Below are 14945 nucleotides of genomic sequence, written 5' to 3'. Positions count from 1 at the left end.
GTTCCCGTGATGGAGTCCGACGCCCTCTTCTCCCTCGGCCAGCCCGCCGGAGCGCCTCCCGCGCCCGCGGGTTCCGTCGGGGTGGACGGGTTCACGGCGGTGGGGGAGGATTCGCCGCTGCCCGTCCGGATGCGCCCGCGCAGCATCGACGAGCTGGTCGGGCAGGATCACCTGCTCGCGCCCGGTGCCCCGCTGCGTCAACTCGTCTCGGCCACCGCGCCGATGTCGGTCATCCTCTGGGGCCCGCCCGGCAGCGGCAAGACGACCATCGCGCACCTCGTGGCCCGGGCCACGGACCGCCGGTTCGTCGCCATGTCCGCCCTCACCGCGGGGGTCAAGGACGTGCGCGCGGTGATCGACACCGCCCGCCGCCAGCGCCGCTCCGGCGGCCCGCAGACCGTGCTCTTCATCGACGAGGTGCACCGGTTCAGCAAGACCCAGCAGGATTCGCTGCTCGCCGCCGTCGAGGACCGCACGGTCACGCTGCTCGCGGCGACCACCGAGAACCCGTACTTCTCGGTGATCTCGCCCCTGCTGTCGCGGTGCGTGCTGCTCACCCTTCAGCCGCTCGACGACGCGGCGGTGCGTGGCCTGCTGCGCCGCGCGGTGGCCGACGAGCGCGGCCTCGGCGGCGCGCTCACCCTGGAGACCGAGGCCGAGGACCATCTCGTACGCCTCGCCGGCGGTGACGTACGCAAGGCGCTGACGGCGCTGGAGGCGGCGGCGGCCTCCGCCGCGGCCCTCGGCGCCGGGCGGATCGACCTCGCCACCGCCGAGCAGGCGGTGGACGTGGCCGCCGTGCGCTACGACCGGGCCGGCGACGCGCACTACGACGTCACCAGCGCCTTCATCAAGAGCATGCGCGGCTCGGACGTGGACGCCGCGCTGCACTGGCTGGCCCGGATGCTGGTCGCCGGCGAGGACGCCCGGTTCATCGCCCGCCGCCTGGTCATCTTCGCCAGCGAGGACGTCGGCATGGCCGACCCGACGGCGCTCAGTGTGGCCACGGCCGCCGCCCACGCCGTGGAGTACGTCGGCCTGCCCGAGGTGCAGCTCAACCTCGCCCATGCGGTCATCCACCTGGCCACCGCCCCGAAGTCCAACTCGGCGACCACCGCGATCGGCGCGGCCATCGCCGACGTACGGGCCGGTCGGGGCGGGCCGGTGCCGCGTGGGCTGCGGGACGCGCACTACGCGGGCGCCAAGGGGCTGGGGCACGGGACCGGCTACCGCTACCCCCACGACGACCAGCGCGGCGTGGTCACCCAGCAGTACGCCCCCGACGACCTTGCCGGCACCGACTACTACCGGCCCAGCCAACACGGGGCCGAACGCTCGGTCGCCACGCGGCTGCCGCTGCTGCGCCGTATCGTCCGGGGGCTACCGGCACCGGCACCGGCATCAGCGCCGGCTGCGTCCGCGGAGGTGTCGGTGACGGTCGGGAGCGGACCGGCGGGCAACGGCCGCCGGCAGACGGACACGGGCGGCGCCGAGGCGGCGCGAGAGGGCGGCAGCGACGCCGCCGGGGAGGGTCACCAGTGAGATCGCGTGGTTCGGAGCGACCGGAGGACGGCCCCGACGAGCGGCGCGACTCCCGTGCCAAGGGACGCCGCTGGGGGCGGGGCAAGGCCGAGGCCGAGCCCGAGGAGCCGATCAGCGGCGAGGAGTTCGGCTGGATCGACGATCTGCGGTCGGCCAAGCAGCAGCGGACCGAGCTGGGGCCGGGCGGGGCGGAGGCCGCCTCGCCTCCCGGGCCGCGCCCGGGTGACCCGACGCCGCCTCCGGGCCCCGCCGGGCCACCGCCGCACCGCGGCACCGGCCCGGCCGCCGCGCCTCCCGTGCGCCGCGGCGAGGCCGAACCCCCGCGCCCCCGCCCGGTGGACGGGCCCTGGCCCGGCGCGCCGGAACCGCCCCGGCCGGCCGGTCCCGCCGCCCCCGTCCCGCCGCACCAGCCGGCCCGCCGTCCTCCGGCGGCCGGGCGACCGCAGCCCGGTCCGGACGGTGTGGAGACGCGCCCGCGTACCGGCACTCCGGCAGGCCTGCGGGCCGGCACCGCGACGGGTCCGCAGGCGGCCCCTCCGGCCGGTCCGCCGGTGGGTCCCCCGCCCAACCCGCCGGCCGGTTTCCCCACTGACCCGCAGGCCGCCTTCCGGACCGGCCCGCAGCCCGGGCCGGCCGCCGGCTCCCGCGCCGGGTCGCAGCCCGGGACGCCTCCCCGCGCGCAGGCCGCCGCGCCGACCGGACCGCGTCCGGGCGCGCCGGCGCACCCGCACTCCGCCGCGCCGGACGCGCCGCAGCCGCCAGGGTCGGCAGCCGGGCAGCGAGCCGACGGTCGGGCGCCGGCCGGCCCGCCGCCACCCGGAGCCGCTGGACGGCCCGTCGGTGCCGTGGGCGCCGCGCGGGCGAGCGTCCCGCCGCCCGGCGCCCCGCGCCCGCCGGCCGGCCCGCCGACCGGTGAGCTGCGCGCGGCACCGACCGACGGACGTGACCCCCGGTCCGGCCGGATGCGGCGGGGCCCGGTCGACGCCGGCGCACCCGTGCCGACGGACGGCACCGGACCCGTGCCCGCAGCCGCCCCACCGGCGCCCGGTGGCGACGGGACCGACCACGGCCGGCGCTCCGGCGCCTCGACGGGCCGACGCCGCGCCGCCGAGGAGGAGGTCCCGCCGCGTTCCGGTGACGCCCCGCCGGTGCCGCGCTCGGGCAACGCCCCGCCGGTCCCCGGTGCGCCCGCCGCGCCCCCCGGTGTCGGGACGCCCCCGCCCCCCGGCCCCGCCCCCAGGGGCCGACGCGCCGCGACCGACGACGTCGAGGCCGCGGGTCGGGGCCGACGTGCGGCCGGCGACGACGAGGCTGGCGGACGGGCCGGACGCGCCACGACGGGCGGGCCCGGCGACACCAGCGCCGGCCGACCGGAGCGCCCAGCCGACTGGCTGCGGCAGGCCGGTCGTGCCCACCACACCGATGCGCTGCCGACGATCAAGCGGGCAGCGCCGCCCGTCGCGGGTGGACCGTCGCCCGTGCCGCCGGGGCCGGAACAGCGCGTGGCCGAGACCGGCGGCGCCCCCGCGGGCCGGGCGCGGCCCGGCGCACAGCCGCCGCGACCCGCCGACCCCACCGAGGCCGGCCGGGCGTGGCCCGGCGCCGAGCCGCCCCGTCCCGCCGACCCGTCCCGTCCCGGCGCGCCGGCCAGGGGTGCCGCCCGCCCCACGCCGGCGGGTCCGCCACCGTCGACCGGTGCCCCGGATCCGGCCGGCCGGGCACACCCCGGCGCCGCCCCGGCGGGTCCCGCGCGTGGCGCCGCCCGTCCCGAGGCCGGTCCCGCGCGTGGCGCCCGTCCGGAGTCCGGACCTGCGGGTCCCGTGCGGGGTGCCGCCCGACCTGACGCCGGACCTGCGGGTCCCGCGCGTGGCGCCGCCCGCCCGGACGCCGCCCCAGGTCCCGCGCGTCCCGACACCGGTCTGGCCGGCCCTGTGCGGGGTGCGGCGCGCCCCGGCGCCGCCCCGGCAGGCCCCGCGCGGGGCGCGGCGCGTCCCGACGCCGGCCCGGAGGGGATCGCGCGGCCCGTCGCGCCACCATCCGGCACCGCCGCCGTGCCGCCGCCGGCCCGGCCCGACGCGGGTCCCGGCCCTGTCCGGCCACCGGTCGCCGGCCGTGACCAGCCTGAGCCGGCGTCCGGCGCGGGTCCCCGGCCGGGTCCCGTCGGCCCGCCGGGGGTGGTCCGCGCGGGCGCACCGGTGCCCCGCCCCGGGCCCGAGGACCGCGCCGCCGGGCGGGCCGTCCCGCCCCACCGCGAGCCGGGGCGGCCGGAGCCGTCGGGCGTGGCGCCGGTGCCGGGGCCAAGGGACGTGGACGAACCGGTGGTGGCGCGCGCCGCGGCGGTCGTACCGCCGGCCGAGCCGGCCGAACCGGCGGCGCTGCGCCGCCCCGCGGAGCCGGAGTCGCCGGACGACGCCGCGACCGGCCCCGGCGGGCTGCGCGGCGCGCGGTCCGAGCTGCGCCGCCAGATGCGCGAGCGGCGGCGGCTGCGAACGGGCATCCTCGCCCTGGTCAGCGTGCTGCTGCTCGGCGCGATCCCGCTCTATTTCGGCATCCGTACGCTCAGCCGCGACCCGGTCTTCGACACCCTCGACGAGCTGGACGTGCCGCGCTGGGCGGCCGTGCGGATCGTCGACGACGTCAGTGGCAGCCGGTGGTGCCTGCTCGACTGCCGGCTGCGCGAACGCACGGCCACGTCCGAGCGGTCGCCCCAGGAGACGGCCCAGGTCTACGAGCGGGCGCTGGCCGCCGACGGCTGGCGGCCGTGGAAGGTGAGCCGCTGCCCCGAGCAACCGGCGAAGGGGAGCTACACGTGCTGGCGGCGGGACGAGCTGACCCTCGACCTGTGGGTACGTGAGCCCGCCTGCGTGCCGCCGCCGGTGGACGGGGAGCCGGCCGTCGTGCCGTCGCCCGACCCGGCGACCGCGGCGCAGGAGTGCTCCGGCTCGTTGGTGTCGGTGAAGGTCCGCAACGCGATCGACGACGAGCGGATCCGGCCCCAGCCCAGCACCGACCCGTCGCTCACCGGCGAGGATCCCTTCCCGACGCTCACCGACGATCCGCTCGCGACGCCGACACCCTCACCGTCCTGAGCCAGTTTCCATCACGGACGGTAGGGTCTGGGGCTGGCGGACCCGCCAGCCCCCGCCCGACCCCCAGCGGTCGCCGCGCGGCGGTGTGGGCAGGACGGTCGCGCGGCCGGGGACGTCGGGTTCCCGGAACTCTGCTTGAGGAGGACAGGCGTGGGCTTTTTCGAGGTCGCGGCGCTGATCGCGGCGATCGCGTTCGCGATGCTGGTGTTGATCCTGACGCTGCCCATCCTGCGGCTGCGGCACACCGTGGACGCCACCACCCGCATGATCAACGACCTCAACGACCGGACGGCGCCGCTGCTCGGTGACGTGAACACCACCGTCAAGAACGTCAACACCGCCCTGGAGCAGGTGCAGACCTCCCTGGACGGGGTCAACCTCCAGCTCGCCAAGGTCGACACCATGACCAGCCACGCGCAGAACGTCACCGCCAACGTCGCGAACCTCGCGACCGTCGTCTCCGCCGCCGCGGCGAACCCGCTGGTCAAGGTGGCCGCCTTCGGTTATGGCGTCCGCAAGGCCGCGTCCGCGCGGCGGCACGCCGAGACCGAGCGCGAGGTGCGCGACACCATCAAGCAGCAGCGGCGGGCCGCCAAGCGCGGCAACCGCTGATCCCGTACGACCAGGAGGAAGTCGGAGATGAGGCGGTTGTTCTGGCTCGGCATCGGGCTGGCCGTCGGTGTGGTGGTGGTCCGCAAGGCCACCCGCACCGCACACGCGTACACCCCGGCCGGCATCGCCAGCACGGTGACCGAATCCGCTGGCGGGCTGGCGGAGTCGCTGCGTAGCTTCGTGGAGGACGTCCGGATCGCGATGGCCGAACGCGAGCAGGAGATCCACGAGGCGTTCGCCCAGGGCGAGGCGTTCGACGACCAGTTCGCCGAGCTGCGGGAGGACCCGCGCATCGGCGACCGAGCAATCTTTCCGGAGGAACACCAGCGATGAAGACGGCGGAGATCAAGCGGCGGTACCTCGCCCACTTCGAGGCGAACGGGCACACCGTGGTGCCGTCCGCTCCGCTGCCCGCCATCAGCGATCCGAACCTGCTGTTCGTCAACGCCGGCATGGTGCAGTTCGTCCCCTACTTCCTGGGGCAGCAGACGCCGCCGTACCGGCGGGCGGTCAGCGTGCAGAAGTGCATCCGCACGCCTGACATCGACGAGGTCGGCAAGACCAGCCGGCACGGCACGTTCTTCCAGATGAACGGCAACTTCTCCTTCGGCGACTACTTCAAGGACGGGGCGATCCCGCTCGCCTGGGACCTGGTCACCAAGTCCCAGGAGCAGGGCGGTTTCGGTCTCGACCCGGAGCGGATCTGGCCGACGGTCTACCTCGACGACGACGAGGCGTACGAGATCTGGCGTTCCGTGGGGGTGCCGGCCGAGCGGATCGTGCGCCGGGGCAAGGCGGACAACTTCTGGTCGATGGGCATCCCCGGCCCGTGCGGCCCGTGCTCCGAGCTGTTCTACGACCGTGGCCCCGAGTACGGCCGCGAGGGCGGCCCGGCGGTCGACGAGGACCGCTACATGGAGTTCTGGAACCTCGTCTTCATGCAGTTCGAGCGCGGTCCGGGCGCCGGCAAGGAGGACTACCCGATCCTCGGCGAACTGCCGGCCAAGAACATCGACACCGGCATGGGCCTGGAGCGGATGGCGTCCATCCTCCAGGGCGTCGACAACCTCTACGAGATCGACGAGGTCCGGCCGATCCTCGCCAGGGCCGCCGAGCTGACCGGCAAGCGCTACGGCGCGCACTCCGGCCAGGTCGCCAGCGAGTCGCACCCGGACGACGTGCGGCTGCGGGTGATCGCCGACCACGTGCGTACCGCGCTGATGCTGATCGGCGACGGCGTCACGCCGAGCAACGAGGGGCGCGGCTACGTGCTGCGCCGCATCATGCGCCGGGCGATCCGGGCGGTGCGGCTGCTGGGCTGGCAGGAGCCGGCGCTGCCCGAGCTGCTGCCGGTGGCCCGCGACTGCATGTCCCCGTCGTACCCGGAGCTGGCCACCGACTTCGACCGGATCGCCGACTACGCGTACGCGGAGGAGGACGCCTTCCTGTCGACCCTGCGCGCCGGCACCACGATCCTGGACACGGCGATCGCGGAGACCCGTACCGCAGGCAAGAAGGCGCTGTCGGGTGAGAAGGCGTTCCAGCTGCACGACACGTACGGCTTCCCGATCGACCTCACCCTGGAGATCGCGGCCGAGCAGGGGCTGGCGGTCGACGCCGAGGGCTTCCGCCGGCTGATGGCCGACCAGCGGGCCCGTGCCAAGGCCGACGCGCAGGCGCGCAAGACCGGGCACACCGACCTGTCGGCGTACCGGTCGGTGCTCGACTCGGGCGGGCCGGTGACGTTCACGGGCTACAGCGAGGTGTCCCGGGAGTCGACGGTGCGGGCGGTGCTCGGCGCCGACGGCCCCCGCCAGGCGGCGGTCGAGGGCGACACGATCGAGCTGGTGCTCGACGCCACCCCGTTCTACGCCGAGGGCGGCGGGCAGCAGCCCGACCTGGGCATGATCACGGTGGGCGGCGGCCAGGTCGAGGTGCTCGACGTGCAGCAGCCGGTGCCCGGCCTGATCGTGCACCGTGCCCGGGTCGTGCGGGGCGAGGTGCGGGCGGGGGAGACCGGCTACGCCGAGATCGACACGACCCGCCGCCGGGCCATCTCCCGGTCGCACACCGCGACGCACCTCGTGCACCAGACGATGCGCAACTTCCTCGGCGAGTCCGCCACCCAGGCCGGCTCGCTGAACGCCCCGGGGCGGCTGCGCTTCGACTTCAACACCCCGACGGGCGTGGCGCCGAGCGTGCTGCGCGACGTCGAGCAGCAGGTCAACGAGGTGCTCCTGGCCGACCTGGAGGTGCACGCCTTCATCACCTCGCTGGAGGAGGCACGGCGGATCGGCGCGATGGCGCTGTTCGGCGAGAAGTACGGCGAGGAGGTGCGGGTCGTCGAGGTCGGCGACTACGCGCGGGAACTGTGCGGCGGCACGCACGTCGCCCGTTCCGGCCAGCTCGGCCTGGTGAAGATCCTTTCCGAGTCGTCGATCGGCTCGGGGGTACGCCGGGTCGAGGCCCTGGTCGGCATGGACGCGTTCAACTTCCTGGCCCGGGAGCACCTGCTCGTGTCCCGCCTCGCCGAGCTGTACCGGGTGCCCAACGACCAGGTCGCCGACCGGGTCGAGCAGACCGTGACGCAGCTGCGCGACGCCGAGAAGGAGCTGGAGAAGCTGCGGGCCCAGCTGGTGCTCGGTGGCGCGGCGGCGCTCGCCGCGCAGGCGAAGGACGTGCGCGGGGTCGCGTACGTCGGCACCGAGGCGCCGGAGGGCGCGGCCGGCAATGACGTGCGGACCCTCGCCCAGGAGATCCGGGGCCGGATCGACCCGGCGCGCCCGGCGGTCGTCGCGGTGGCGGCCCGGGCTGGCGGCAAGGCGTCGCTGGTGGTCGCGGTGAACCCGGCCGCCCGCAGCCAGGGCCTGTCCGCCGCCGACCTGGTCAAGGCGGCCTTCTCCGGGCGCGGCGGGGGCAGCCCCGAGCTGGCCCAGGGCGGCGGCCTGCCGGCCGGAGAGGCGCCGAAGCTGCTGCTGACGGTCGAGAAGGCGATCACCGAGGCGTGACACGTGCTCGCAGCGGCCAGGGCGGACCCGCGCGGTCCGCCCTGGTTCGCCGTTTCAGGGGAGTTACCGACCGTGAGTGAACTGTCCCGGGGTGTCCGGCTCGGGGTCGACGTCGGGCAGGCCCGGGTGGGGGTTTCCCGCTCGGACCCGCACGGCGTGCTGGCCACCCCGCTGGTGACCCTCGCCCGCGACCTCGCCGCGGCCCCGGACGCGGTGCCGTCCGACGTCGCCGCGCTCGCCGCACTGGTGGCCGAGCACGAGGCGGTGGAGGTCGTCGTCGGCCTACCGGTCAATCTCGCCGGCAGGCACGGTCCCGCCGCCCTACACGTGAAGGCGTACGCTGACCGACTGGCTGATGTAATAGCGCCCGTTCCGGTGGCGCTCACCGACGAGAGGATGTCCACGGTCGTGGCGTCTCGTAGGCTTGCCGAGCGTGGTGTCCGGGGGAGACGACAACGGGCGGTGGTCGACCAGGCTGCCGCGGTGGAGATTCTGCAGAGCTGGCTGGACGCGCAGCGGAGGCGGACGCGATGATGGACGATCTTGACCTCGGTTTTGACGAACAGGACCGGGGGGAGAAGGGCAAGCACCGGCGCGGCGCGGTGCGCAAGCGCAAGGGCGGTTCCGGGGGCGGGCGGGGCAAGACCGTCCTGGCGCTGCTGCTCACCCTGGTGCTGCTGGGCGGGATCGGCGGCGGCGCCTTCTACGGCTTCGACCGCGTCCAGAGCTACTTCATGACCCCGGACTACGACGGCGCGGGCACCGGCGAGGTGACGGTCGAGATCAAGCAGGGCGCGCTGCTCGCCGACATGGCCAACGCGCTCGTCACCGCCGGCGTGGTGAAGAGCGCCAAGGCGTTCATCGAGGCGGCCGAGGACAACGCCCGCAGCAAGAACATCCAGCCGGGCACCTACAGGCTGCGCAAGCAGATGAGCGGCGAGCACGCCGTCACGGCGATGCTCGACCTGAAGAACCGGATCGTCAACGGGGTCACCATCCCGGAGGGCCGGACGGCGAAGAACGTCTACAAGCTGCTCTCGGAGAAGACCGACATCCCGGTGAAGGACTTCGAGGCGGCGGCGAAGGACCCGCTGGCGCGGGGCGTGCCGGACTGGTGGTTCAAGCGCACCGATGGCAAGAAGGTCAAGCCGTCGATCGAGGGCTTCCTCTACCCGGACACCTACGAGATCCCGCCGAAGGCGACCGCCGAGACGATCATCGAGCTGATGGTCGAGAACTTCCTCACCGTGGCCGGCGAGATGCAGTTCGCCGACCGGGTGCAGAAGGAGCGCAAGATCAGCCCGTACGAGGCGTTGATCGTGGCGTCGCTGGCGCAGGCCGAAGCGGGCAACCCCGACGACCTGGGCAAGGTCGCCCGGGTGGCGTACAACCGCGTCTTCGGCGATTTCCCGTGCAACTGCCTGGAGATGGACGTCACGGTCAACTACTACCTGGAGTCGATCGGGAAGCAGACCAAGCGCTCCGCGGACATGACCACGGCGGAACTGGACGACCCGAAGAACCCGTACAACCGCAAGCTGCGTGGCCTGGTGCCCACCCCGATCAACAACCCGGGCAAGCGGGCCATGGAGGGCGCCATGGACCCGCCGGACGGCAAGTGGCTCTTCTTCGTGGCGATCGACAAGGAGGGGCACTCCGAGTTCGCCGAGACCTACCAGCAGCACGAGAAGAACATGGCGAAGGCCCGGGAGAACGGCATCATCTGATGACGACCGCACGGCGGGCGGGGGTGCTCGGCACGCCGATCGCGCACTCCCTCTCCCCGGTGATCCACCACGCCGGCTACGCGGCGGCGGGGCTCACCGGGTGGTCGTACACCCGGATCGAGTGCGCGGCGGCGGAGCTGCCGGACGTGGTCGCCGGCCTGGGCCCGGAGTGGGCCGGGCTGTCGGTGACGATGCCGGGCAAGGAGGCGGCGCTCGCGGTGGCCGCCGAGGTATCGCCGGTCGCCGCCGCCGTCGGCGCCGCGAACACGCTGGTACGCCGTCCGGACGGCTCCTGGTACGCCGACAACACCGACGTGGTCGGCATGGTCGAGGTGCTCACCGAGGCCGGAGTGCGCCCCGGCGCGACGGTGACCGTGCTGGGTGCGGGCGGCACCGCGCGCGCGGCGGTGGCAGCGGCGGGCCGGCTCGACGCCCGGGAGGTGACCGTGGTGGCCCGCCGGCCGACGGCGGTCGACCAGCTGCGCCCGGTGGCGCGCGCGGTCGGCGTGGAGATGACCGGCGCGGCCTGGGACGACGCGGCCGAGCGGTGCCGGGCCGACGTGGTGGTCTCGACCGTGCCGAAGGGGGTCGCCGACCCGCTCGCCGGCGCGGTGGCCTGGCGGCCGGAGACGGTGCTCTTCGACGCGCTCTACGACCCTTGGCCGACGCCGCTGGCCGCGTCGGCCCAGGCCGCCGGCTGCCGGATCGTCTCCGGGCTCGACCTGCTGCTGGCCCAGGCGGTGGGCCAGTTCGAGCACTTCACGGGCGTCGCCGCGCCCCGGGCCGCGATGGCCGCCGCGCTGGCCGCCGCCCGTGCCGCCTGAGCGCTCAGACGGGATGAAGACCGTCCCCTGTGGTCGTCCGGTGCATCCTTAGGCGACGGTTAAGACGCGCTTAGGTCCGACTGTCGTCCCCACGTCACGCCATGGCCGTGGTTACGCTGCTGACCGTCACCGCCCGACACACAGGGAGTTCACCTTGGCTCGGCACGGACTGCACCGCATCCCCCGGCACCCCGGCCCGCGACGCAAGGCCGTCGTCCTCGGCGTGGCAGCCGCCACGGTGGTGGCCGGCATCGTGGCCGGCACGATGCCGCTGCTGGCCGCCGACGACCTGTCGATCCCGGCGACCGCCGACACCACGGCGACCCTGGTGCCGCAGGACGGGGACAACGGGGCGAAGACGACGCTGGCGACCTGCGCGGCCCGCTGCGACGGCAACCCCCTGGGCGGGCGGGAGGCGATCGTGCAGTTCGCCGTGACCACCCTGCCGGCGACGGCGGTCAACGTACGGGCCACGCTGCGGATGCACGCGTGGCAGGAGTTCCCGGCGACGGTGACGGCGCACGCCTCCCCGGTGGACGCCCGCGCGGCCCGCCCGACGCCGGCGCTTCCGGACGCGGCGCTGGACACCGTCTCCACGGTGACGAAGGGCTTCAACGAGTGGGACGTGTCGGCCCTGGTGAAGGGCAACGGCACCTGGACGGTCTCGCTGGCGCAGGCGGGCCTGGAAAGCAGGATCTACTGGGCGTCGACGGAGAACCGCAACCCCGACCTGCGTCCGCGTCTGGAGATCAGCTACGACGTCGGCGCCCGGCCCACGCCGGTGGTGACCAGCGCCGCGCCGTCGCCGAGCCGGACGGTCGCGCCGAGTCCGTCGCCGAGCCCGACGCCGAGCCCCACCCGCGCCACCCCGAGCCCGACGGCGAGCGCCTCGTCCGGGGCCCAGCGGTGTGGCGAGGTGTCGAGCCGGCTGGTGCCCTCCTGCGGTGCCTGGTGGGGGATGTACTCCCCGACCAGCGCCAGCGACGGCTGGGACCACGGCGCCGCGGTCGCCGAGGTGGAGGCGCAGGTCGGGCGGAAGTTCGACGTCGTGCACCGCTACCACGACTTCTCCAACGCCGGCAGCAACGGCGCCTTCCCCGACGTCTACCAGCGGCAGCAGATGCGCGAGGGGCGGCTGATGTTCTTCGCCTGGGAGTCGCGGATCTTCTCCTCCGGGACGGTGCTGACCTGGCAGGACGTCTACAGTGGCCGGTACGACGCCACGATCGACGCGGTCGCCGGCCGGATCCGCGACACCGGCGTGCCGGTGTTCATGGGCTTCGACCACGAGCCGGAGGACGAACCGGCCAAGGGCAGTGACGCCGACTTCGTACGCGCCTGGCGGCACGTGCACGACCGCTTCGCGGCGGCGGGCGCCCACAACGCGGTCTGGGTGTGGACGATGATGGGCTGGTCGGGCCACTACGACCGGTACGTCGGGCTCTATCCCGGCGACCGGTACGTCGACTGGGTGGGCTACGACCCGTACAACTTCCACGTCTGCACGGGCGGCAAGGTCTGGAAGAGCCCGGCCACCACGATCGGCGGCTTCTACCGCTGGCTGGACGAGAACCGCCTCGGGGCCGGCAAGCCGCGGATGCTCGCGGAGTTCGGCACCAACTTCGACGCGGCCGACCCGGACGCCAAGCGGCGCTGGTTCGAGGAGTTCCCGGCGGCGCTGAAGGCGCACCCGAAGATCAAGGCCGCCATCTACTTCAACTCGCCGGGAGTCACCCGCCGGTCGAGCACCTGCGACATGACCATGAACCACGACGCCCCGTCGGTGGCCGGGTTCGCCCAGGCCGGGCGCGACAGCTACCTGCGGCAACCCACCGGGGGCGCCCGGTGACGTCCGGCGTCCACATCTCTACGCACGGTGGCGCGGTGAGTCGTACATCCGACTGATTGTGCGCGCTGTCATGTTGCTGATGCAGTGACCGCCCAATCGGCGGATATCGCCGAGCGTGGGGTAGCAGGCAGGCTACGCGGGTTCTCTCCCGACATGGAGGCGTAGCGTGCCCGACATCCCGCTCTCTCGGCGATCAGCCGGATTCCGCACCCGGGCGGGGGTGGTCGCACTCGTGACCGCCGCCGCCGTGCTGGCCGTCCCCACCGGGACTTCCGCCGCCGTGGTGCCGGCTCCCGAACCGGCGACCCTGGTGTCGACCAACCCGGCCGACAACACACCGCACGCCAGGGACGGCGAGACCCGGGCCTTCGCGCAGGTCGGGTCGATGGTGTACGTCGGCGGCAGCTTCACCCAGATCCGGCAGACCGCCAGCGCGGCGTGGACCACCCAGAGCTACCTCTTCGCGTACGACCGCACCACCGGCACGATCTCGACCAGCTTCCTGCCGGACCTGGACGGCGCGGTCAACTCGCTGCTCGCCGGGCCGGGCGGCACGCTGATCGTCGGCGGCGCCTTCAAGAACGTCAACGGCGTCTCGCGCAAGAACCTGGTGGCGCTCAACCCCACCACGGGCGCGATCGTCGACAGCTGGGTCGGCCGCTCCGACGGCGGCATGATCCGCGACATGGTGCTGCACGACAACTGGCTCTACCTGGCCGGCGCGTTCAACTGGGTCAACGGCGCCGCCCACTCCGGGCTCGCGCGGCTCAACGCCAGCACCGGCGCGATCGACCCGACCTTCAACGTCAACGCCACGGTCGGGCGGCACGGCACCAACTCGTACGCGTGGACCATCGACGTCACCCCGGACGGGAACACCCTCGTCGCCGGCGGCAACTTCACGCTGGTCAACGGCCTGTCCCGCAACCAGATGGCGCTGGTCGACCTCACCGGCACCCCGAGCGTGATCGACTGGAGCAGCGACAAGTTCGTCGCGCCGTGCGCGGCGCCGGCGACCTTCGTCCACTACGTGCAGGACGTCCGGTTCGGCGCCGACGGCAGCTGGTTCGTCGTCGGCACCAACGGCGGCGCGGGCTGGCCGGCCGCGTACTGCGACGCGCTCGTGCGGTTCGAGACCGCGGCCCGTGGCACCGGACAGCTCGGCACGTGGGTCGACTACACCGGCAACGACACCATCACCTCCGTCGAGGTCGCCGACAACGTCATCTACCTCGGCGGGCACTTCCGCTGGCTGAACAACCCCAACGCCAGCGACGCGGCTGGCCCCGGGGCGGTCGACCGGCTCGGCATCGCCGCCGTCAGCCCGGCCAACGGCATGCCGGTGGCCTGGAACCCGGGTCGCCGGGGCAGCGCGTCCATGCCGGCCGGCACCAGCACGTGGGGCTCACAGGTGCCGGTGCTGTGGCGGGGCAGCGACGGCCTCTACTTCGGGCACAACTCCGACGGGATGGGCGGCGAGTACCACGGCCGCCTGGGCATGTTCCCGCTGGCCGGCGGGCGTACGATCACGCCGAAGAACCCGCCGACGCAGACCACCGGGAACCTCTACCTCGGCACGGGCGAGGGGCAGCTGGCGAAGGTGCCGTTCGACGGCGCGAGCGTCGGCGCTCCGACCACGGTCAGCCAGCCGAACTACACCGCCGCCGGCGCGACCTGGCGGGTGAGCGACCGGATCTACTGGGCGCACACCGTCGCCGGCACCCCCACCGGCAGCCGGCTCGACATCTCGATGTTCAACGGCGGCACCATCGGCGTGCCCTGGGAGTCGTCCGGCTACAACGACTGGTTCAACGCCAACGCGATGACGGGCGCCTTCTTCCTCGACGGCCGGCTCTACTACACCCGTAGCGGCGCCAACGCGCTCTACTACCGGTACTTCGAGATCGACGGCAACTACCTCGGCGCCACCGAGTTCACCCTGCCCACCACCGGCGTCACGTGGTCGACGGTGCGCGGCATGGCCTGGGTGGGCGGCAAGGTGGTGTACGGCGGCACCGACGGTACGCTGCGCAGCGTGCCCTTCGACCCGACGGCCGCCCCGGCGGTCAACGGCACGGGGAGCACGGTGATCGCGCCCGCCAGCCCCGGGCTCGCCTGGTCGACGCCGCGTACCTTCTTTTCCGTGCAGTGACGGTTTACCGTTCGTAAGGGCAGTCGGTAGATTGTCCACGTCGGGCCGGCGGCGATCTCTCGTCGCCGGCCCGCGACGTCGAGAGGGCCCGTCCGTGTCCGGCGCCCGCGACGCCCCGTAGCAGGAACCTGACAGACGGTGA

Annotated in this window: 10 protein-coding genes; all 10 read left to right on the top strand. The window is 74.3% G+C overall.

The features are described 5' to 3' along the window. Positions 1 to 9 precede the first annotated feature (9 nt). The 10 genes from ACGFIG_RS22420 to ACGFIG_RS22375 all read left to right on the top strand — a co-directional run bounded on the left by ACGFIG_RS22420 (position 10) and on the right by ACGFIG_RS22375 (position 14803). Entirely contained in the window at positions 10 to 1542 is a 1533-nt protein-coding gene (locus ACGFIG_RS22420; RefSeq protein ID WP_393005769.1) for a replication-associated recombination protein A, read from the top strand. A gap of 2465 nt (positions 1543 to 4007) precedes the next feature. Continuing rightward, positions 4008 to 4631 (top strand): hypothetical protein, encoded by a 624-nt coding sequence (locus ACGFIG_RS22415; protein ID WP_393006306.1) that lies wholly within the window; start codon positions 4008 to 4010, stop codon positions 4629 to 4631. A gap of 150 nt (positions 4632 to 4781) precedes the next feature. After that, positions 4782 to 5243 (top strand): DUF948 domain-containing protein, encoded by a 462-nt coding sequence (locus tag ACGFIG_RS22410; RefSeq protein ID WP_089000990.1) that lies wholly within the window; start codon positions 4782 to 4784, stop codon positions 5241 to 5243. Between the two features lie 27 nt (positions 5244 to 5270). After that, the gene (locus ACGFIG_RS22405; protein WP_393005767.1) at positions 5271 to 5576 is read left to right on the top strand and encodes a hypothetical protein; all 306 of its coding nucleotides are present in this window, start codon (positions 5271 to 5273) and stop codon (positions 5574 to 5576) included. Next, complete coding sequence (gene alaS, locus ACGFIG_RS22400; protein WP_393005765.1) at positions 5573 to 8251, top strand: alanine--tRNA ligase; 2679 nt, start codon at positions 5573 to 5575, stop codon at positions 8249 to 8251. Before ACGFIG_RS22405 ends, alaS begins: the two co-directional genes overlap by 4 nt. Positions 8252 to 8323: 72 nt before the next feature. Beyond that, positions 8324 to 8785, top strand: a complete 462-nt coding sequence (ruvX, locus tag ACGFIG_RS22395) for a Holliday junction resolvase RuvX (RefSeq protein ID WP_393005763.1) — start codon at positions 8324 to 8326, stop codon at positions 8783 to 8785. After that, on the top strand, positions 8782 to 9978 hold the full coding sequence (mltG, locus tag ACGFIG_RS22390; protein ID WP_393005761.1) for an endolytic transglycosylase MltG: 1197 nt from the start codon (positions 8782 to 8784) through the stop codon (positions 9976 to 9978). Before ruvX ends, mltG begins: the two co-directional genes overlap by 4 nt. Continuing rightward, positions 9978 to 10802, top strand: a complete 825-nt coding sequence (locus ACGFIG_RS22385) for a shikimate dehydrogenase (protein WP_393005759.1) — start codon at positions 9978 to 9980, stop codon at positions 10800 to 10802. Before mltG ends, ACGFIG_RS22385 begins: the two co-directional genes overlap by 1 nt. A gap of 154 nt (positions 10803 to 10956) precedes the next feature. Then, a complete protein-coding gene (locus ACGFIG_RS22380) occupies positions 10957 to 12651 on the top strand; it encodes a glycosyl hydrolase (RefSeq protein ID WP_393005757.1) in 1695 nt (564 codons plus the stop codon). Positions 12652 to 12871: 220 nt separating this feature from the next. After that, positions 12872 to 14803 carry a hypothetical protein gene (locus ACGFIG_RS22375; RefSeq protein ID WP_393005755.1) on the top strand — a complete coding sequence of 644 codons (1932 nt, stop codon included), beginning with the start codon at positions 12872 to 12874 and terminating at the stop codon, positions 14801 to 14803. Positions 14804 to 14945 lie beyond the last annotated feature (142 nt).

It is taken from the genome of Micromonospora sp. NPDC049048 (assembly GCF_043197615.1).
GTDB lineage: Bacteria > Actinomycetota > Actinomycetes > Mycobacteriales > Micromonosporaceae > Micromonospora.
The sequence above is the reverse complement of the archived record's forward strand: the minus strand, read 5'-3'. Positions and strand labels throughout refer to the sequence as shown.